Annotated in this window: 20 protein-coding genes; 4 read left to right on the top strand and 16 right to left on the bottom strand. The window is 45.7% G+C overall.

From position 1 onward, the window contains the following. Window positions 1–42: 42 nt before the first annotated feature. The 7 genes from deoB to NSU15_RS21095 form a co-directional block, all read right to left on the bottom strand. Window positions 43–1,221 carry a phosphopentomutase gene (gene deoB / locus NSU15_RS21065; RefSeq protein ID WP_339287455.1) on the bottom strand — a complete coding sequence of 393 codons (1,179 nt, stop codon included), beginning with the start codon at window positions 1,219–1,221 and terminating at the stop codon, window positions 43–45. A 226-nt stretch (window positions 1,222–1,447) separates the two neighbouring features. Beyond that, window positions 1,448–2,341, bottom strand: coding sequence for a site-specific tyrosine recombinase XerD (xerD, locus tag NSU15_RS21070; RefSeq protein WP_042129741.1), 894 nt, complete (start codon window positions 2,339–2,341; stop codon window positions 1,448–1,450). A gap of 159 nt (window positions 2,342–2,500) precedes the next feature. Further along, window positions 2,501–2,734 carry a DUF4227 family protein gene (locus tag NSU15_RS21075; protein WP_339287456.1) on the bottom strand — a complete coding sequence of 78 codons (234 nt, stop codon included), beginning with the start codon at window positions 2,732–2,734 and terminating at the stop codon, window positions 2,501–2,503. Between the two features lie 163 nt (window positions 2,735–2,897). Continuing rightward, window positions 2,898–3,362 carry a Fur family transcriptional regulator gene (locus NSU15_RS21080; RefSeq protein ID WP_042129744.1) on the bottom strand — a complete coding sequence of 155 codons (465 nt, stop codon included), beginning with the start codon at window positions 3,360–3,362 and terminating at the stop codon, window positions 2,898–2,900. An 89-nt stretch (window positions 3,363–3,451) separates the two neighbouring features. Then, window positions 3,452–4,102, bottom strand: coding sequence for a stage II sporulation protein M (spoIIM, locus tag NSU15_RS21085; protein ID WP_339287457.1), 651 nt, complete (start codon window positions 4,100–4,102; stop codon window positions 3,452–3,454). 81 nt (window positions 4,103–4,183) lie between these two features. After that, entirely contained in the window at window positions 4,184–5,383 is a 1,200-nt protein-coding gene (locus NSU15_RS21090) for an endonuclease Q family protein (RefSeq protein WP_076121478.1), read from the bottom strand. Continuing rightward, window positions 5,374–5,946 carry an NUDIX hydrolase gene (locus NSU15_RS21095; protein WP_042129751.1) on the bottom strand — a complete coding sequence of 191 codons (573 nt, stop codon included), beginning with the start codon at window positions 5,944–5,946 and terminating at the stop codon, window positions 5,374–5,376. The genes NSU15_RS21090 and NSU15_RS21095 overlap by 10 nt, the downstream gene beginning before the upstream one ends. 77 nt (window positions 5,947–6,023) lie before the next feature. On the opposite strand from NSU15_RS21095, the gene NSU15_RS21100 reads away from it, so the two are divergent. Further along, entirely contained in the window at window positions 6,024–6,197 is a 174-nt protein-coding gene (locus NSU15_RS21100; protein ID WP_156114838.1) for a hypothetical protein, read from the top strand. 263 nt (window positions 6,198–6,460) lie between these two features. On the opposite strand, the gene NSU15_RS21105 is transcribed toward NSU15_RS21100, so the two are convergent. After that, window positions 6,461–7,588 carry a tripeptidase T gene (locus NSU15_RS21105; RefSeq protein WP_042129753.1) on the bottom strand — a complete coding sequence of 376 codons (1,128 nt, stop codon included), beginning with the start codon at window positions 7,586–7,588 and terminating at the stop codon, window positions 6,461–6,463. 98 nt (window positions 7,589–7,686) lie between these two features. On the opposite strand from NSU15_RS21105, the gene prli42 reads away from it, so the two are divergent. Then, on the top strand, window positions 7,687–7,788 hold the full coding sequence (gene prli42, locus NSU15_RS21110; RefSeq protein WP_094872112.1) for a stressosome-associated protein Prli42: 102 nt from the start codon (window positions 7,687–7,689) through the stop codon (window positions 7,786–7,788). An 82-nt stretch (window positions 7,789–7,870) separates the two neighbouring features. Here prli42 and lipB read toward each other — a convergent pair whose 3' ends face one another. The 5 genes from lipB to lpdA form a co-directional block, all read right to left on the bottom strand. Further along, window positions 7,871–8,581 (bottom strand): lipoyl(octanoyl) transferase LipB, encoded by a 711-nt coding sequence (gene lipB / locus NSU15_RS21115; RefSeq protein WP_042190382.1) that lies wholly within the window; start codon window positions 8,579–8,581, stop codon window positions 7,871–7,873. A gap of 57 nt (window positions 8,582–8,638) precedes the next feature. Beyond that, on the bottom strand, window positions 8,639–10,003 hold the full coding sequence (locus tag NSU15_RS21120; protein ID WP_339287458.1) for a dihydrolipoamide acetyltransferase family protein: 1,365 nt from the start codon (window positions 10,001–10,003) through the stop codon (window positions 8,639–8,641). Window positions 10,004–10,201: 198 nt separating this feature from the next. Further along, window positions 10,202–11,188, bottom strand: coding sequence for an alpha-ketoacid dehydrogenase subunit beta (locus tag NSU15_RS21125; protein WP_042129758.1), 987 nt, complete (start codon window positions 11,186–11,188; stop codon window positions 10,202–10,204). Window positions 11,189–11,191: 3 nt separating this feature from the next. Continuing rightward, window positions 11,192–12,223: a thiamine pyrophosphate-dependent dehydrogenase E1 component subunit alpha gene (locus NSU15_RS21130; RefSeq protein WP_339287459.1), complete on the bottom strand. Its 1,032-nt coding sequence runs from the start codon at window positions 12,221–12,223 to the stop codon at window positions 11,192–11,194. Window positions 12,224–12,353: 130 nt separating this feature from the next. Next, window positions 12,354–13,775, bottom strand: coding sequence for a dihydrolipoyl dehydrogenase (gene lpdA / locus NSU15_RS21135; RefSeq protein ID WP_339287460.1), 1,422 nt, complete (start codon window positions 13,773–13,775; stop codon window positions 12,354–12,356). Window positions 13,776–13,942: 167 nt separating this feature from the next. Between lpdA and NSU15_RS21140 the strand changes: the two genes are divergently transcribed. Beyond that, the gene (locus NSU15_RS21140) at window positions 13,943–14,248 is read left to right on the top strand and encodes a DUF2627 domain-containing protein (RefSeq protein WP_042129764.1); all 306 of its coding nucleotides are present in this window, start codon (window positions 13,943–13,945) and stop codon (window positions 14,246–14,248) included. 180 nt (window positions 14,249–14,428) lie between these two features. On the opposite strand, the gene NSU15_RS21145 is transcribed toward NSU15_RS21140, so the two are convergent. The 3 genes from NSU15_RS21145 to NSU15_RS21155 are packed head-to-tail and all read right to left on the bottom strand — an operon-like array spanning window position 14,429 to window position 18,229. Then, the gene (locus NSU15_RS21145; protein ID WP_339287461.1) at window positions 14,429–16,288 is read right to left on the bottom strand and encodes an ABC transporter ATP-binding protein; all 1,860 of its coding nucleotides are present in this window, start codon (window positions 16,286–16,288) and stop codon (window positions 14,429–14,431) included. Beyond that, window positions 16,269–18,002 (bottom strand): ABC transporter ATP-binding protein, encoded by a 1,734-nt coding sequence (locus NSU15_RS21150; RefSeq protein WP_076121470.1) that lies wholly within the window; start codon window positions 18,000–18,002, stop codon window positions 16,269–16,271. The genes NSU15_RS21145 and NSU15_RS21150 overlap by 20 nt, the downstream gene beginning before the upstream one ends. A 17-nt stretch (window positions 18,003–18,019) precedes the next feature. Next, the gene (locus tag NSU15_RS21155) at window positions 18,020–18,229 is read right to left on the bottom strand and encodes a hypothetical protein (RefSeq protein WP_042129770.1); all 210 of its coding nucleotides are present in this window, start codon (window positions 18,227–18,229) and stop codon (window positions 18,020–18,022) included. A 158-nt stretch (window positions 18,230–18,387) separates the two neighbouring features. Between NSU15_RS21155 and NSU15_RS21160 the strand changes: the two genes are divergently transcribed. Beyond that, on the top strand, window positions 18,388–18,957 hold the full coding sequence (locus tag NSU15_RS21160; RefSeq protein WP_042129772.1) for a thymidine kinase: 570 nt from the start codon (window positions 18,388–18,390) through the stop codon (window positions 18,955–18,957). Window positions 18,958–19,052 lie beyond the last annotated feature (95 nt).

The raw sequence follows: 19,052 nt of genomic DNA on the forward strand, positions 1-19,052 counted from the left end.
ATGATCCTCCTTCATTAATGTTGTGAAGCCGCCCACAATCTCTTATTGCAGTTTCGCTAAAAAGCTTGTCCCATACTGAGGCGCCTTCGCACCAAAGTTATCAGCAATGGTTGCAGCTACATCAGAGAAGGTTTCACGAATGCCCAAACTTTCTGGATGTTTAAACCGTGGGCTATAGATTAAGAGCGGCACATATTCACGGGTATGGTCAGTTCCAGCATGGATCGGATCGTTACCATGGTCTGCAGAAATAATCAATAGATCATCTTCACCGAGTGTAGATAGAATTTCAGGCAGTGCCTGATCGAATACTTCCAGTGCATGGCCGTATCCTTCTGGATCACGACGATGCCCATACAAAGAATCAAAATCCACCAGATTTGTAAACAGGAAACCGTCAAAAGGCTGACGAAGCTGCTCAATAGTCACTTCGATTCCATGTTCATTGCTCTTCGTAGGATAAGAAGCTGTAACCCCTTCTCCTGTAAAGATATCGTTGATCTTACCTACTGCGATAACATCCTTGCCGATATCAGCCAGCGCGTTCATTACCGTTGGTTCTGGGGGCTTTACAGCATAGTCATGCCGGTTTGGCGTCCGAACGAAATTTCCTGGTTCGCCAACATATGGACGAGCAATCACGCGACCCACCGAGAATTCTGGAGCCATCGTCAGCTCACGGGCTATTTTACATGCGCTATACAGCTCTTCGAGTGGAATGATATCTTCATGTGCAGCAAGCTGGAATACGCTGTCCGCAGAGGTATAAACTATCCAAGCCCCAGTTTTCATTTGCTCTTCGCCATATTCAACTAGAATCTCCGTACCGGAAGCCGGTTTATTACCGATCACCTTGCGACCAGTTGCCGCTTCGAACTTCTCAATCAACTCTGCTGGAAAGCCATCAGGATACGTATTGAAGGGAACCTCAATCTTCAGCCCCATTAGCTCCCAGTGTCCGGTCATCGTATCCTTGCCTACTGATACTTCCTGCATTTTGCCGTAGTACCCTGTTGGTGAAGCTACAGGCTCAAGCGGCGGGAGCGGAGCAATATTAGCTAACCCAAGCTTCTGGAGATTAGGTAGCTTCAATCCAGGTACACGATCCAATATATGACCAAGCGTATGCGACCCAGCATCACCGAAATTCGCAGCATCTGGCGCTTCACCGATACCAACACTATCTAGAACAATAAAACCAATTCGTTTAAATGAGGACATTGTTGTCTTCACTCCTTTTTTATATAGGTATTCTTTCGTACCAACAAGAAGAAACGGCTGTACCGTCTTCCAGAAGACATACGCTTCCGAAACTAGCGATACAACGTACCGCTTATCAGGTATCCGTTTCTGCTAAAGGATAACCTGCGGAGCAATCCCCAGTCTATCCTTTCAGTATGATTCCATCATAACCATCTTACTCACAAAAAGCATCTTTGAAGCAGAATTAACGAGCTCTGGGATGGTGGCTCTCATATACTTCCTTCATATTCTTACGGGCAATACCGTTATAAATCTGAGTCGTCGAAATATCGGCATGACCCAGCATTTGTTGTACGGATCGTAAATCTGCCCCGCCTTCCAGTAGATGGGCTGCAAAGGAATGCCTAAGTGTATGCGGTGTAATATCCTGCTCAATGTTTGCTTCCCGCGCGTATTTTTTTATGATTTTCCAAAAACCTTGACGGGTTAATCTCCCGCCTAAACTATTCAGGAACATAGCCGGCTCCTCCTGTTGATCACGGAGCAGCTTGTCCCGCATATGTGAAATGTAAGCCGCTACACTCTCAGCAGCAATGGTTCCAATCGGAACCACCCGCTCCTTGCCGGAAGTTCCTGTGCAACGTGCAAATTTCATATCCGTATGCACATCGTTCACGTTTAGCGAGATTAATTCAGAGACCTTAATGCCTGTTGCATAGAGCAATTCCAACATAGCCTTATCGCGCATCCCTTGTGGCGTATTCACATCTGGTGCAGCTAATAGCTGCTCAATTTCTGAAATGGTAAGCACCATAGGAGTTTTCTTATCAGGCTTCATTGTCTCCATGTCCAGCGTTGGGTCCTGCTCAATCAAACGTTCCTTCAACAAATAATGAAAAAAAGCACGAAGGGACACTGCGTTTCTGTTCAACGTTGCAGTTGCTCGTCCCGCTCCGCGTAATGAGCCAAGATATAACATCACATGAGATCTTCGGATCTCCTCAGGCTGAACTGCCCCCCGCTCTTCAGCAAACTCCAAAAACTGCGATACATCCCTACCGTAAGATTCCAATGTATTCGGAGATAAGCCTTTATCTCCGGATAAATAATGTAAAAAAGGCTGCAAGTGTGACTTCATTATTTCACGCTCCTGTCCTGGCGCAGCTACTCATAGTGACTTCCTGCAGCACATTCAGCATGAGGGTTCTGCAGATGTGTACATTTAGTATACGCTGCATGAATCCACCCTAGTTTTCTTCGACATTCTTCTCGCCTGTTCCTGCTTCCCACGAAGCTTTCATTCTCCGTACCAGTAATAAAAGCGCAAGCGCTGTCTTGTATCCAGACCATCATCACTACGATCGGCATGATCAAATGCCCGAACAGCGGTGCCTTCAGGAATTCCATAATTCTCTATCGGACTAATCCATTCACCAAGCCAGCTCATAGCACTGTAGAGCAAATAACTTAGAGCCACAAACATGATCATAAAATACAGCTTGCGAACTGTTTTGGGCATAGAAACGATCATATGGACGCCTCCCACTAATATATAGTTAAGATCTGCTCGTCCTTCACCTTATGCACCAAAACGGGCTGATATGTATACCTCCAATAGACCAATCATTTAAAAAGCTCTCTCCGGTAAAAAAAACCGGGGAGAGCTTATGAAGTGAATTTCATTATAAGATGACTTAGGACGGATTTCCGTTTGAATTATTCTTATCGCTACACCGATAGCATATCCCATGAAAATCAAGTCTATGATCAAGCACTGTGAAATTAAATTCTTTCTCCAGTCGCTCTTCTAGCGGTCCTAGCCAATCCTCGCGGATCTCATCCATACTACCGCATTGCACACAAATTAAATGATGATGATGGTGCTTTGCAGTATCTGTTCGTAGATCATAACGGGCGACACCGTCTCCGAAGTTAATCTTTTCTACGACATGAAGCTCGCTAAGAAGTTCCAGGGTACGATATACAGTCGCAAGACCGATCTCGGGAGCCTTCTCTTTCACAAGCATAAAAACATCTTCTGCACTAAGATGATCTTCCTCATTCTCCAGCAGCACTCTTAAGGTCGCTTCCCGTTGGGGTGTAAGCTTGTATCCTTGGGATTGTAACTGTTGCTTAATTTTGTCTATCCGGGCTTCCATTGTCTCCCTCCCCCTTGGAAAATTACCTCACCGGTCTTCAAACCACTTCTTCCATTATAGGGGGTGTCGCTTTGAGAAGTCAAACGCTTTTACTGCAATCCCAAGGTAGTCACTGCTTGTACAAGTGAAGGCGTAACCCAGCGCATCATGATCGGCGTAACATAGGTCTCAAAACTAGAAACGCCCAGAATCAACAGAGCCATCACAAGTGACAATATCGTGTACATAGTAAAAGGTCGCGTCACTGGTGTCCGGCGTTGACCTAACACTCGGCTACGAATCATCTGCAAGGAAAAGGCAATTGCCGCAGCACTACTCACTAACAACACAGGGATCAGCACCAGATTGTGCGGTGCCACAGAGACTAGAGCAAACAGCATCCCGTGCCACGAATATTGACTGACTAGACAACCGACCGAAAAACCGATCAATACCCCTTTAAGAAAATCAAGAATCAAGATTCCCGGTAACCCAATGACTGATAATCCAAGGATCCAGATCAGCCCAATCCATTTTAGATTCAAGGCCGCTATACTCCAATACGAATCAGGTGCCGCTGGTAGACTCTGTTGATCAACCGTCACAAAGAAATTCCCCAGATAATCACCCAGTTCCTGTTGCTGATCCATCGTAAGCGCACTAACGATAAGAGCTCCAAATACAACACCTACCAGAAATAATACGCCGACAAAAATATACAGAGGCGTCTGTTCCTTCATCATCAGCCTTAAATTACGCATCGAGACGTTCCCCTTTCCGGTTACATGTTACACCATATGAGAAAACGCCCCGTGATATGACTTGTCCTTAGTACAATAACTCTACATTTCGGGTTGCACGACTTTACCGTATGTTCCCCCACCGCCTGCAGATAGTTTCAATATACCTGAGCGAGCCTGAACGATCATAGAAGCCAAATCCACTCCTACTACGCTAGCAATTTCCGCTTCACCACAACCATGCAAAATGTTCATCTCGGTGCCAAAAGCTTGCAGCAACGCATTCATTTTAGCCTTCCCGAGACCCGGTATAAATTCAAGTGGAACCTGATAGTGATAAGGCGGACGGTCTGCAGGCACTACAGGTTTCTTGCGGTCAGCAATATCTAGGATGCGGTCGAATACACCCCTCACCAATTTCAGACTGCCACAATACTGGCAACGCTCCGATGTGACATATGCTTCATCAATAATACTACCGCAGCCTCCGCAGTAGGTTCGGTGGTATTTACCAAGCCGAGGATTAAGTCCGAAATTGGCAGTTACCTTCCGTCCTTCCTTACGTTCAAGTGCGAGTCGCAGTTCAGCAAAAGAAGGTTGTGCCAAAGCCATTACATTATACTCGCGGCCTAATTTGCCCAGAGAATGCGCATCAGAGTTCGTTAAGAATGTGAAGTTATCGAGCTCAGAAAGATAACCTGCCATTTCAGAATCTGCACTCAGCCCAAGCTCAACTGCAGCTATCCGATCCAGATCAAAGATATCTGACATCCGTTCCGCAGTGCAGCCGTACAAGCCCTTGTGAGGCGTGAAAATATGTGCAGGGATTAGAATGCCCCCTCGCTCATAAATCTCATCCTGAAGCTCTCTAGCCGGTGCATAGAGGCGCTGGGAACTAAGGTTCACATTTCGCATATGGCGACTCATCCAAGCACTGAAATCTGTCATCCGCTCCACGTCGGGCATGAAGGCGAGTACGTGGCACTCTTTTCGCCCAGGTTCGCGGATTTCAATCTCCGTTCCTAGGATGATCGTAGTCCCCTGATAAGCGATCCCTCCACCTTGTGCTAGCGTCATCTCTCCAGATTCTAAGGAACGCTGAATATCACGTAGAACGCCAGGTGAATGACTATCAATAATACCTATCATCTCAAGACCCTTACGCTCTGCAGCTTCTTTAGCGATTCCAGCAAAGGTGAGCTCGCGGCTGCCGCTGATTTTGACCGCTTGTCCTTCCGACGTTCGTCCGATATGAACATGCAGATCGCAATAGAAGTTCTTCAGTTCAGGTGTTAGTTCCATTGGCCTGTCAGGGTGTATAAATGCCAAGCGTACACCGCCATCATCGTCTTCGCGTCCGCGATACGTCCGTCAGCTATATATTGATAGGCTTCCTCCAAGGTAAGCTCCGAGACCTCTAAAAATTCATCCTCGTCAAGCGACATGTCCCCTGGCTCGGCATTATTAGTAACATACAAATGAATAATCTCATCAGCAAAGCCGGGAGAAGTATAGAACGATTTAAGTAACTTCAGATCACCGCTATGAAAACCGGTCTCTTCCTTCAGCTCACGACCAGCCGCAACTAAAGGGTCTTCCCCTTGATCCAGCTTACCGGCTGGAATCTCCACCTCTGTACGGTGCATAGGCTGACGATATTGTTCCACAACTAACATTTTGTTGTTGTTCAAAGCAAGCACTGCTACTGCGCCGGGATGCTTCACAACCTCACGTGTTGCGGTATTACCATCCGGCAATCTCACAGTGTCCACTTGTAAAGATATGATCTTCCCATCAAATATAGGCTTTGTAGACAGCGTCACTTCGTCAAGCTCCGGCTTGCTGTGTAAATGTTGGTTTCCCATAAAATTTCTGGTCTCCTTTATCTCTATTCTGCATACGGTGTATTATAGCAAACTTAAAGGGAAAGAAGGAATTTCAGATGAACGAAATCTTCAGCCGTACAAGCTCATCCGCAGTCACAATGGTAGGTAAACCGGAAGAAATCAAAGCCATCTTAGCTAGGTGGATAGAGCGGTATGGGCCCGATATGCCCCTCACATACATCCTTTCCCTAAAGGATCAATCCAAGATCATTCCGTCTAAGGCCGGATAACTTTCCATTAGGACATAGTGATACTTGTCCCTAAAATTATGGGGTGTTCCAATAGCCATTCACTGGCTGCTGGAACACCCCTTAAATTTGGGCTTCCCTCTGCTGAATCTGAATAGCAATCTTCCTATCGGACTCAGCTGAGCTTAAACGCGGGTATTTTCATACTGTCCTTTGACCTTGCCCAGTAGATAAAACTTACCTATAAAAAAAACAGAGCAGCAATCCTACACGGAGGATCGCTGCTCTACTGCCTTATACAAAGGTTAGCCCTTTACACTCTCTTTAACAATGTTCACTACAAGCTCAGCCACTTTAACAATGTCTTCGGCTTTAATCCGTTCCTTAGTAGTATGGATATGTTCGTAACCTACAGCGAGGTTAACGGTCGGAACATCTAGGCCATTGAACACGTTAGCGTCACTTCCTCCACCAGAGTGGAACAGTCGTGGTGTGAGTCCCATAGAAGTAATAGCCCGCTGTGCAAGCTGTACCACTGGATCATTCTCATTAAAACTGAACGCTGGATAAATTATTTCACTGCGGAATTCGCATTCTGCACCATATTCTCGGACAGTGGTCTCCAGTGCTTCACGCATCGAAGCGATTTGATCGCCAACCTTTTCCTGCACGATACTACGTGCTTCGGCATCCAATTGAACGTGATCGCACACCACATTCGTAGGGCCGCCGCCGGCGAATTTACCGATATTCGCAGTCGTTTCGTTGTCGATCCGACCAAGCTTCATAGCAGCGATCGCTTTGCTGGCTACTTGAATCGCACTGATGCCGTCCTCTGGATTAACACCTGCATGAGCAGATTTTCCAAATATTTGCATCGTTATTTTAGCTTGCGTAGGTGCCGCAACTGCAATCGCTCCGACTTCACCATTGGAATCGAGTGCGAAACCGAAATCTGCATCCAAGTTACTCGGATCCATCGAACGCGCACCTAGCAATCCAGATTCTTCACCCGCAGTAATTACAAACTGAATCTGACCATGTGGTAATTTTTGCTCTTGAATCACTCTAATTGCTTCGAATAGTGCAGCTAGTCCAGCTTTGTCATCCGCTCCAAGAATTGTAGTGCCGTCACTTGTAATCCATCCATCCGCGCCAAGCGTAGGCTTGATATTTTGTCCAGGAACAACCGTATCCATATGGCAAGTGAACAGTAGCTTTGGTGCAGCTCCACCGTTCTCAGCCGGCCAGGTAATGAACAGATTACCCGCTCCATGTCCTGTTCTTTCCTGGGAATCATCTTCGGTAACTTCTAATCCCAGAGCGTTAAATTTACTCTTAAGTACATCGGCAATCTGCCGTTCATTTCTTGTTTCACTATCAACTTGGACAAGTTCCATAAATTCTTGAATCAATCTGTCTTGTGAAATCACTGGACTTCCCTCTCTTTCGTGAATACGTTACAATGGTTGTACAGAAAGACCATCCATCTTCATGCTATTAACTTAAACTAAATCTAAAGGAGCTACTCATGCAACGTAATAAGTGGTTCAAAATCTTCATCTACGTCATGTTGTTCGCCATGATTGCCTCTACGCTCTTTATGGTTATCGAGCCTTTCCTTGCAGGTTAATATCTACACAAGGAACATTGATAATAGCGGCTAGGGACCCCCTTGCCGCTATTTGGCTTGCCTGTTAGTTCGTTAATCAACCTTAAGCCATAGTGCCAAAGAACTCATCCTGCTCTTCATAAGGAAAGTGTCTTAGAAAATACGGAACCAATTCTTTAGCCACATCTTGAAGTTCAAAACGACGACCTGCACACTCCTCTAGGGAAGTTACTCCAAATTCAGTGATACCGCATGGAATAATCCCTTGAAAGCCGTATCCAGATATTCCTTCAGAAATGTTAAAAGCAAAACCATGGCTAGTAACAAACCCTCTTCGGAATTTGCTTTTGTTAAACTTGACTCCAATGGCACAGATCTTCTCGTCGCCAACCCATACCCCTGTATACTCCGGCTTCCGTTCTCCTACAATTCCGTAGGATGCCAAATAATCAATAATCACTGCTTCCAGACTGCGCAAGTACCCGCGTAAATCTACCTTACCTTCTTCACCGAGCATAAGGATCGGATAACCTACAAGCTGACCCGGTCCGTGATATGTAATATCTCCTCCCCGGTCGATTTCAAACAGCGCAATTCCTTTTTCTTTGAGCTGCTCTTCATCTAGAAGAAGATGTTCGGGATGATTCTGTGAACCAATAGTATAGGTAGGCGGATGCTGCAAAAGAATCAATCGTTCCGGTTGCTCACCAGCATCAATGGCGTGCACACTTTCCTTTTGCAGATCCCAAGCCTCCCCATACTCCATAATAGGGTCATATGAAATCTGCAGCTTACGAATATCCGAATTATTCATACCGTCAGGTCCCCTTTTTCAGTCTCATGCCTGCACAGTTTGGCTCGTTATTATTTTTTAGTAAAGTTTCGTATCTGGGGTATATCCTTCAATGTTATCCTTGACGCGTTGCAAGAAACGACCGCAAATCACTCCGTCCAGAATCCGATGATCCAGTGACAGACAGATATTAGCCATTGATCGCACACCTATCATATCGTTAATAACCACAGGTCTTTTCACAATCGATTCAAACGTTAAGATCGCTGCCTGTGGATAGTTAATGATTGGATAAGATAGAATGGAGCCGAAAGAACCTGTGTTATTTACAGTGAAAGTCCCTCCCTGCAAATCTTCCAGACTCAGTTTGCCTTCGCGGGTTTTTTGTGCCAATTCATCAATCTCACGTGCCAGCCCAGCAACGTTTTTCTGATCAGCCTTCTTAATTACTGGAGTGATAACCGAATCTTCAGTACCTACCGCTAACGAGATATTGATATCACGTTTGACGATAATTTTGTCTACAGCCCAGACAGAGTTCATAATCGGGTAATCCTTAATCGCACTCACAACAGCCTTCATCATGAAAGCCAGATAGGTTAGATTGATACCTTCTTTACGCTTGAACTCATCCTTATGTTTATTGCGCAGTGCGACCAGATTAGTCACATCTACCTCAATCATTGTCCAAGCATGCGGAATCTCCGAGACACTTTGGCGCATTCTTGTAGCGATTGTATTCCGGATTGGTGTTACATCAATTAGATACTCAGAACTGCTGCCTCGACCACCCTCAACTTCTATGGTTGGAATACGAGGAGATTCGCTTAAATGTAGACCCGAATGACGAAGAGGCTCTTCCGTCTTCTTCTTTTCGGCTTGAACGAACTGTGGAACAGGCGGTTGTGACACCACTGGAGCAGGTTGACTAGCAGAAATCGAAGCTGGAGATGTAGCTCCGCCACTTTCGATGAAGGCTAGCACATCCTTACGGGTAATCCGACCACCCATACCAGTACCCATAACTAAAGTCAGGTCGATGTTATGCTCAGCCGCCAAAGTCTGTACTGCGGGAGAATACCGCGCACGCATTGAATCGTTAGCAGTTGATGTAGCATTTTGCCCTGCAATAGTATTAGAGGAATTAGCTGCAACTGTGTTAGTCACGTTTGGAGCAGCAGATGTTGTCACAGGCACGGCAATACGACAAATGACTTCGCCGACATTGACAACCTGACCTTCTTCCGCCAATAGTTCACCCATAACTCCATCTATCGTTGAAGGCAATTCAGCATTTACCTTATCTGTAATAAGCTCACATATCGGTTCGTATTGCTCTACCGGATCGCCCGGTTTCTTCAGCCATTTGCCGATCGTCGCCGATACTAGCGATTCCGCCAGCTGCGGCATGATCACGTCAGTCAACTTTTGGTTGTCAGACATCTTTTCACTCCTTAAAAGTTTTACGAAGTAAAACTCACTTCGTAAGCATAATCTTAAAAGTTTTACGAAGCTTCGCTTATTAGAAATACTTCGCAGTAAAACTTGCATCGTAAGCATTCGCTTATGTTTTACGAAGTAAAACTCACTTCGTAAGCATAGTCTTTAAGTTTTACGAAGCTTCGCGTCCACTTAACTATTTTAATATTGCGCCAGTCGAAGCATTTCCGCCTTCACCTTTTCTTTGCTAAGCATGAAGAACTTCTCCATTGGTGGGCTGATTGGCATCGCCGGAACATCCGGACCACAAAGACGGAAGATCGGCGCGTCTAGTTCAAATAGACAATGTTCAGCGATAATCGCCGCCACTTCGCCACCAATACCGCCCGTTTTATTGTCCTCGTGCACAATAAGAACCTTCCCTGTCTCACGAGCAGCAGCTATGATCGCCTCACGATCAAGAGGTTGCAAGGTCCGCAGATCCAGAATATGCGCTGTAATGCCTTCTTCGCGCTCCAATTCTTCTGCTGCTTGCATCGCAAAATGCAATGGCAAACTATAACCAATAACCGTAATATCTGTTCCCTTACGCAGCAGATTAGCTTCGCCAATTGGAACGATATAATCACCTTCTGGCACTTCTTCCTTGATCAGCTTATAGCACTTCTTGTTCTCGAAGAATAAAACCGGATCAGGATCACGTACGGCTGCTTTCAATAGCCCTTTTGCATCGTAAGCAGAGTAAGGTGCGACAATCTTCAATCCTGGTGTACCGAAGAAAATCGATTCTGGGCACTGAGAATGGTACAGACCGCCAAATACACCGCCGCCGATTGGCGCACGAATGACAACCGGACAATTCCAATCGTTATTTGAACGATAGCGGATTTTGGCCGCTTCGCTAATGATTTGATTCGTTGCTGGAAGCATGAAATCAGAGTACTGCATTTCAGCAATAGGCTTCATACCATACATAGCTGCACCAATCGCCACACCAGCTATAGCCGATTCCGCTAACGGTGTATCCAGTACACGCTCTTCTCCGAACTGTTCTTGCAGACCTTTTGTAGTGGTAAATACGCCACCTTTGAGCCCCACGTCCTCGCCAAGCACAAACACGGATTCATCGCGTTCCATTTCTTCCTTCATCGCGAGCCGAATGGCATCGATATATTCCATTATAGCCATGGTTTATGCTCCTCCTTTCAGGTCGGAATCACTGTAAACATACAGCAGTGTATCTTCCGGTTTCGGGAACGGAGCGTTGTCAGCATATTCGATAGCTGCTTTAAGCTCAAGATTGCATTCAGCAATAAGATCTTGTTCTTGCTCGTCACTCCAAAGTCCCAGACCGGTCAGGTAATTGCGGAATCCTGCTACGCCGTCCTTCTTCCAGTTCTCATCAACCTCTTCTTTGGTCCGATAAGCCAAATCATTATCCGAGGTGGAGTGTGGAGATAAACGGTACATCATAGCTTCGATCAACGTAGGACCTTCCCCCGCAAGTGCTCTTTCCCGAGCTTCCTTAACGACACGATATACTTCCAGTGGATCATTGCCGTCTACACGCACACCTGGAAACCCATAACCAAGAGCACGGTCGCTGACCTTACCGCCCAGCTGTTTGTGAGCAGGAATAGAGATCGCGTACTGATTATTCTGACACATAATAATAACCGGCAGCTTATTCACTCCGGCAAAGTTACAAGCTTCATGAAAATCGCCTTGGTTGCTGGAGCCTTCTCCGAAGGTTACAAATGAGACGAATTTTTTCTTTTGCATTTTGGCTGCCAAAGCAAAACCAACCGCATGAGGGACCTGCGTGGTTACAGGACTTGAGCCTGTCACAATACGCAGACGCTTACTTCCAAAGTGACCTGGCATTTGCCGCCCACCACTGTTTGGATCTTCTGCCTTTGCGAACACAGACAACATCAGTTCACGAGTAGTCATACCCACGGAGAGTACGAAAGCATAATCACGATAATATGGTAAAAAATAATCATTCTGCCGGTCCAGCGCAAATGCTGCTGCTACCTGACCCGCCTCCTGGCCAATGCCGGAGACATGAAAGTTAATCTTGCCAGCGCGCTGAAGCAGCAGACTGCGCTCGTCGTATTTACGCGCGAGCAACATATATCTGTACATATCGATGACCTGGCCGTCACTTAGTCCAAGCTGCTTATGTCTGTTAATCGTTTCTACAGTATCTTGGGATTCCATAAAGAGATACCTCCTTATTCATAAAGCCTGAGTCTTACAGGATTTAAGACCAATTGTATCCTGATCTTAAAACCTGGTACTAAGACTTGGCTTGAGTTTATTATAATCCCTTTCTACCCAAAAAGAAAAGCTAAATCCCGATAGATCTTCCGTCTACTGCTAACATTGCTTCTCCAATGATCTCCGATAGCGTAGGGTGAGCATGAATGGCCTCACCAATTTCCCAAGGTGTTGCATCAAGCAGTTGGGCTAGTGCCGCTTCTCCGATTAGATCCGTTACATGAGGACCAACCATCTGCACACCGAGAATATCTCCGCTGGTTCGATCCGCTACAACTTTAACAAACCCGTCCTTCTGACCGTATACAATCGCCTTGCCAATGGCTGAGAAAGGGAATTTCCCAGTCACTACATCATGTCCCATTGCCTTAGCTTCCTTCTCAGTGTGACCCACACTCGCTACTTCAGGACGTGTATAGACACAGCGCGGTACAAGATGTGTATGATAAGGATGAAGTCTCTCACCTGCGAGATGGTTGACCGCCATAATGCCTTCATGACTGGCCGCATGTGCTAATTGTAATCCACCGATACAGTCGCCAATCGCATAAATATGCGGTTCAGCCGTCTGCATACTAGCATTTACAGCGATAATTCCTTTATCAAAGCGAATATCTGTATTTTCCAGACCAATATTCTCGATATTTGCTACTCTGCCTACGGATACTAGCAGCTTTTCTGCGGATAAACTTTGAGTTTGCTCTCCCTTACGGGCATCGATCGTTATTCCATCCTCAGTTACCTTACAGGTTGCAGCATCTACTGTAGTTTCAGTTAGAACTTTAACGCCACGTTTTTTCAATAAGCGTTGTAGTTCTTTAGCTACTTCTTCATCCTCTTGAGGTAGTAACTGACCAGCAGCTTCAACTACCGTAACCTGTACTCCGAAATCAACAAGCATAGAGGCCCATTCCACCCCAATTACTCCGCCTCCAACAATAATGATGGAAGAAGGTAACTCGTCGAGTGTGAGTGCTTCATCACTGCTAAGAATAACTTTCCCGTCTGGTTCCAGACCAGGTAATACACGCGGACGAGATCCTGTAGCAATAATAAGATGGTTAGAGACCACTGTTTCCATTTCACCGTCTTCTAGTTCCACAGCAACAGCACCACTACGTGGGGAAAAAATAGAGGGACCCGTCACGCGCCCCTTGCCTTTAATAACTTGTATTTTATTTTTGCGCATCAAATATTGTACGCCCTGATGAAGTTGTTCAACTACCGCTTCCTTGCGCTTTTGTACTTTTGGGAATACAAGCTGTACACCGCTTGTCTCAATGCCATAGCTCTCGCTCTCATTGATTTCAGCATATACTTCTGCACTTCTGAGCAGCGATTTGCTAGGAATGCAGCCACGGTGCAGGCAGGTTCCTCCCAGTTTGTCCATTTCGATGACGACGACAGACTTACCAAGCTGTGCAGCGCGAATGGCTGCCACATATCCCCCGGTTCCTCCGCCAAGAATGGCCACGTCACATGAAATTGTCATGATATGTATCCTCCAGTCATTACACGTAAGTTCATTTTACATTGTATATTGTACTCTCTTTTTAGAGTATTACAAAACTTATAAACGTCATATCCAAATAGACTTTTTCTTACTAAAGCGTTATCATATGGTTGAATCTAATGGGCTAAGAGGGGTAGGAGACATTTATGAAACTGTTAATTTCACGCTTCATTGCCATCCTTATTCTTGTGTTTCCTGGTTTAATCGCAATGAAGGGCTTCTTAATGATGAAGGACGATATTTTTGATTATATCTCTATGCATGGCGATGACTCCGTTGTCCCAGATTTCGCTTGGCTTCACTTTGGCGGTGGTTTCCTTCTCTTTGCAGCAGGTATGACTTTCCTTGGGGGCTGGATTCTAGCAAGAGATCGCAAACGTAATTATGTTGGCCCTAGGTTCAAGGAGAAACAACAAGCGAAGCAAGCTGCAGCGCAAGAAACGATCTCCTAGGCAGCAAAATCCCCCTCTCATTGTACTTTGTACAATAGAATTCATTCCAAATAAGGTTAAATCAAACCATCCAACAACTCCTTCGAATGCAAAATGAATCTCCACACATTACATAAAGGCGAGAGCTCTCATGGAAGCAACTTGCGCTTCCTTGAAAACTCCCGCCTTTTTATGCGCAGCTTAAAGCCCAGCTTTATCAAGCGACTCTCTACGGCCACCCTGAACCAACTCGCTGTACAAGCCCCCTTGCTTCAACAACTCCTCATGAGAGCCCTGCTGCAACAATCTGCCCCCTTGAAGAACAAGAATTCGATCTGCAGCGCGGATGGTACCCAGTCTATGGGCAATAACGAAGCTGGTCCGTCCCTTCATCAACGCCTGTAGTCCTTCCTGAATCTTGATTTCGGTCACGGTATCGATACTGCTAGTGGCTTCATCAAGAACAAGCATGGAAGGGTTGGCAAGAATAGCCCTTGCAATGGATAGCAATTGCTTCTGTCCTTGGCTTATGCCGCTACCATCAGCAGAGAGCATTCGATCATAACCTTCCGGCATTCGGGTAATAAAAGAATGAGCGTTAGCCAGCTTCGCCGCTGCTTCGACCTCCTCATCGGAAGCGTCCAGTCTCCCGTAACGAATATTATCGCGGATGCTGCCCTTGAACAAAAAGGAGTCCTGCAACACAAACGCCATATGGCTCCTCAGGCTTTCACGCCGAATCGAAGTGACATCTAAGCCATCCAACGTAATCTTACCCTGATTGGGATCATAGAAACGGGATAACAGTCCGATAAGTGTCGTTTTGCCGGCACCAGTAGGTCCTACTAAGGCAATCATCTCGCCAGGCTTCGCTTCAAAGCTAATATCATGCAGTGTGTTAGAACTTCCGTCATATGAAAAAGATACCTTTTCGAACTTCACTGCACCTTCAACTTTAACCAGCGAAGTGGCTTCACCTTCATCTTTAGCTTCCGTCTCTTCGTCCAGCACTTCAAACACTCTTTCCGCTCCCGCAACCGCTGACAGTAGTGTATTCCACTGATTCGCTAAGTCATTAAGAGGGCGAGTAAATTGACGCGTATATTCTACAAACACAATAATCACACCGACCGTAATCGCTCCGCGAATCGCTAACAAACCGCCAACTCCAGCAACAATAGCGAAGCTCAAATTATTAAGTCCATTCATCAGCTTAGGAATGAACCCGGAAATGGACTGTGCCCAATATCCAGAGAGCATAATTCGCTCATTGCGTTCATGAAAACCAGCGATGACCCGTTCCTCTTGTGAAAAAGCCTTGATAATCCGTTGACCGGATAACGTCTCTTCTATATAACCATTTAACTCACCCACATTGCGCTGACGTTCTTTAAAAAGCGGACCCGTACGCCGAGTGATCCAGCGCATGCCTAATAGCATCAAAGGCACAACCAGGAATGTAAGCAGCGTCAGAAGAGGACTGAGCCACAGCATTACACCAACCGTTCCGAGCAACGTCAACACACTGGAAAAGATCTGAATAGCTGAGCTATTCAGTGTAGAGCTGACGTTCTCAATATCGTTAGTGAGGCGGCTCATGATTTCGCCCTGCTGTCTCCGGTTAAAAAATGAGATCGGCAAACGATGCAGATGAGAAAACAACTCCGTGCGCATCCGAAATACTGTCTCCTGAGCGATTTCGATCATCCAAATATTTTGCAGCCAAGATGTTAAAGAATAGAAAATATATACACTACCAAGGCTGATCAAAAAAATCGTCCACGAACGTCCGCCAGTGCCTTCCAGATAATCATCCACGGCTTTACCAATCATATAAGGCCCGAGCAGCGCTAAAGCCGAGCTGAAGACCACCATTAACAGAACGAGAAAAAGCTTAGCTTTACGCTCGGCAAGATAGCTCCAAATCCGCATGAGCGTGCCGCCCCAATCCTTCGCCTTCGCTTTTGGCTTCCTTCCAGCTGCTGAACCAAGACTTCTTCCAGCTCCAAGCTCAATGACGGGTTTTGGGTGACGAAAGGGTTCAAGAATTGCTTTGAACATGCTGCTTCGCCTCCTCTACCTGTGATTCATAAATCTTGCGGTACAGCGGAGAGCTTGCCATAAGCACCTCATGTGATCCCTTACCGATTAAGCGCCCTTCGTCCAACAGCAAAATCAAATCGGCAGATGCAGTTGAACTGATCTTTTGAGTAATCAGGAAGGTTGTACAAGAAATTTCTTTTAGTGCCTCCAGCAAAAGTCCTTCTGTCACAGCATCAAGCGCACTCGTGCTGTCATCGAGGATCAAAATAGCAGGCTTCCTCACAAGCGCCCGAGCAATGGTCAACCGCTGCTTTTGCCCACCAGATAGATTTACCCCTCGTTGACCAAGCATCGTGTCATAACCATTAGGCAATTCCATCACTGTTGCATGAATTTGAGCGGCAGACGCTGCGTGTTCGATTTGTTCCTGTGTGGCATGTTCATTGCCCCAAGCGATATTATCGCGGATCGATCCGCTGAAGAGCTGTACTTCTTGAGGAACGTAACCAATCGATCGCCGCAATCTTGAAATATCGATATCGCTGCTCTTTTGCCCATCAATGCTAATGATGCCGTCTGTCTCTTCGTATAAACGTGGGATGAGACCGACAAGAGAAGACTTTCCTGATCCGGTGGCTCCCATAATCGCTACTCGCTCACCAGCAGAAACTTCAAAAGTAATATCCTCAAGCACTGAAATGTTACTTTCAGGATACTTGAAGCTGATGCCTTCAAATTGAACATGTCCCTGTATCGGTTCGCTCTTTGCGGCTCCGCCTTCCTTAACTCCAGCGCCTGCTGACATCACTTCTGTAATACGCTGTGAGGAGGCGCGTGCCCTAGAAATTGTAACGACTAGCCCAGATATTGCTGACAATGCTCCAATGGTTCGTAAAGAGTAATTAATAACCGCAACGGTTTCTCCTAAAGTAGCATCCCCATTTGCAATCTCAATCCGTCCAAACCATAGGATCAGCATAATCGCTGCATTCACAATTAGCATAACAAATGGCATCGTCGTCTCGGTCAAACGCAGCGCAGATACCGTGGATCTCATCAAATTCCCGCTAAATACCGTGAACCGTCCAATCTCATGTCCCATGCGCACGAACACACGGATTAAGCGAATTCCTGTAAGATTCTCCTGAATTACTCCATTCACACCGTCTAGCCGATTTTGTACGTTGCGAAATAACAAAGAAGCTTTTCTCATGATGAAGTAAAGGAAGAGAAGCAACAAAGGTAGAGCTACAGTGAGAAATAATCCCAGCTTCACATGAACAACCAATGCCATAATCACACTGCCCACCACAACCAGTGGCACCCGTGTCATAAAGCGAAGGCTCATAAATATAGTGTCCTGCAGCTGCGATACATCGCCGGTCAGACGTGTGATCAGCGACGAGGTAGCAAACCGATTGAATACTTCATATGTAAAGGATTGTACCTTTTCATATAACTTGTCCCTAAGATCAAAAGCAAAGCTCTGACTCGCATGGGCAGCAAAAAAAGAACTTAACACTCCAGCTATAAACGCGACTACCGCGCTGCCGATCAATACACCGCCCCAGAGCCATACTACAGAGGAATTCTGTTCTTTAATGCCCTGGTCAATAATTTTGGAAATGAGTAAAGGCTGTGACAATTCCACCGCTAGTTCAATAAGCATCATCACTAGGGCAGCTATTGCAGCGACTTTATATTTTTTGAGAAAAGAGAAAATCAAACCCATTCGCATACCCTCTTTTTCTATTCGTACAGTGCATCCCTTAAACGAGTCGACATTGTGGAGGCCTGCCCAGTTTTCATTATTGCCCGCCGCAGCGCTTTATTGCTTCGATTCAATTCCACCAAATCTGCCATCATCTCTTCCAGCAAAGCCTCAGCCTCGATAGAAAGATTTCCATTTTGCTGAATCAGAGCTAACCGTTCCTTGTATTCGTCTATTTTTTCAGTCACACTTATTACTTCCTTTCCAATCACTTGATTCCTTTTATCATACCACATTCAAATCTATCGCAATGTTTTCACTGGATACAGCTGACACGAATATGATACTCTAATAAGGTCGCATTTTTAAGATTAGATAATTGGCTTATACGAAAGGATAGATGGAAGTGGCACAATTGTTTTTCAAATACGGAGCAATGAACAGCGGTAAATCTATTGAGATACTCAAGGTTGCGCATAATTATGAAGAGCAAGGGAAATCGGTGCTCATTTTCACTCCATCCATAGACGATCGGGACGAAGTTGGTTTTATCTCCTCCCGTATTGGGCTGCGGAAACAGGCCATACCCGTCGACGAGAATACCGATATTTATAATATCGTCAGCAGTAACCAGCCCAAACCCCACTGTGTACTAATTGATGAATGTCAATTTCTTAGCAAGGACTGCATTCTTCAGCTAGTACGGATTGTAGATGAACTAGGCATTCCCGTGATGGCGTTTGGACTTAAAAATGATTTCCAAAACCAGTTATTTGAAGGCAGCAAATACATGCTGATTTATGCTGATAAAATCGAGGAAATGAAGACTATTTGCTGGTTCTGCGAGCGCAAAGCAACGATGGCTCTAAGAGTAGAAAATGGTAAGCCTGTATACAGCGGTAAGCAAATCCAAATTGGTGGCAACGAAGCCTACTATCCAGTGTGCCGTAAATGTCACAAGAATCCACCACTATAAAAAATCTCCACAAGGCGAGGCTTTGCGGAGGACCCCAATATTTTCTTTAAGCTAAAAAAGCATTCCGAAGGCGCGTTAGCCTCAGGAATGCTTTT

The organism is Paenibacillus sp. FSL E2-0201, from assembly GCF_037963325.1.
Taxonomy (GTDB): domain Bacteria; phylum Bacillota; class Bacilli; order Paenibacillales; family Paenibacillaceae; genus Paenibacillus_AQ.

What these genes read in the sequence shown, in the direction of transcription:
- deoB (WP_339287455.1), bottom strand. Translation starts at nt 1,221, where the DNA reads ATGTCCTCATTTAAACGAATTGGTTTTATTGTTCTAGATAGTGTTGGT.
- xerD (WP_042129741.1), bottom strand. Translation starts at nt 2,341, where the DNA reads ATGAAGTCACACTTGCAGCCTTTTTTACATTATTTATCCGGAGATAAA.
- NSU15_RS21075 (WP_339287456.1), bottom strand. Translation starts at nt 2,734, where the DNA reads ATGATCGTTTCTATGCCCAAAACAGTTCGCAAGCTGTATTTTATGATC.
- NSU15_RS21080 (WP_042129744.1), bottom strand. Translation starts at nt 3,362, where the DNA reads ATGGAAGCCCGGATAGACAAAATTAAGCAACAGTTACAATCCCAAGGA.
- spoIIM (WP_339287457.1), bottom strand. Translation starts at nt 4,102, where the DNA reads ATGCGTAATTTAAGGCTGATGATGAAGGAACAGACGCCTCTGTATATT.
- NSU15_RS21090 (WP_076121478.1), bottom strand. Translation starts at nt 5,383, where the DNA reads ATGGAACTAACACCTGAACTGAAGAACTTCTATTGCGATCTGCATGTT.
- NSU15_RS21095 (WP_042129751.1), bottom strand. Translation starts at nt 5,946, where the DNA reads ATGGGAAACCAACATTTACACAGCAAGCCGGAGCTTGACGAAGTGACG.
- NSU15_RS21100 (WP_156114838.1), top strand. Translation starts at nt 6,024, where the DNA reads ATGAACGAAATCTTCAGCCGTACAAGCTCATCCGCAGTCACAATGGTA.
- prli42 (WP_094872112.1), top strand. Translation starts at nt 7,687, where the DNA reads ATGCAACGTAATAAGTGGTTCAAAATCTTCATCTACGTCATGTTGTTC.
- lipB (WP_042190382.1), bottom strand. Translation starts at nt 8,581, where the DNA reads ATGAATAATTCGGATATTCGTAAGCTGCAGATTTCATATGACCCTATT.
- NSU15_RS21120 (WP_339287458.1), bottom strand. Translation starts at nt 10,003, where the DNA reads ATGTCTGACAACCAAAAGTTGACTGACGTGATCATGCCGCAGCTGGCG.
- NSU15_RS21125 (WP_042129758.1), bottom strand. Translation starts at nt 11,188, where the DNA reads ATGGCTATAATGGAATATATCGATGCCATTCGGCTCGCGATGAAGGAA.
- NSU15_RS21130 (WP_339287459.1), bottom strand. Translation starts at nt 12,223, where the DNA reads ATGGAATCCCAAGATACTGTAGAAACGATTAACAGACATAAGCAGCTT.
- lpdA (WP_339287460.1), bottom strand. Translation starts at nt 13,775, where the DNA reads ATGACAATTTCATGTGACGTGGCCATTCTTGGCGGAGGAACCGGGGGA.
- NSU15_RS21140 (WP_042129764.1), top strand. Translation starts at nt 13,943, where the DNA reads ATGAAACTGTTAATTTCACGCTTCATTGCCATCCTTATTCTTGTGTTT.
- NSU15_RS21145 (WP_339287461.1), bottom strand. Translation starts at nt 16,288, where the DNA reads ATGTTCAAAGCAATTCTTGAACCCTTTCGTCACCCAAAACCCGTCATT.
- NSU15_RS21150 (WP_076121470.1), bottom strand. Translation starts at nt 18,002, where the DNA reads ATGGGTTTGATTTTCTCTTTTCTCAAAAAATATAAAGTCGCTGCAATA.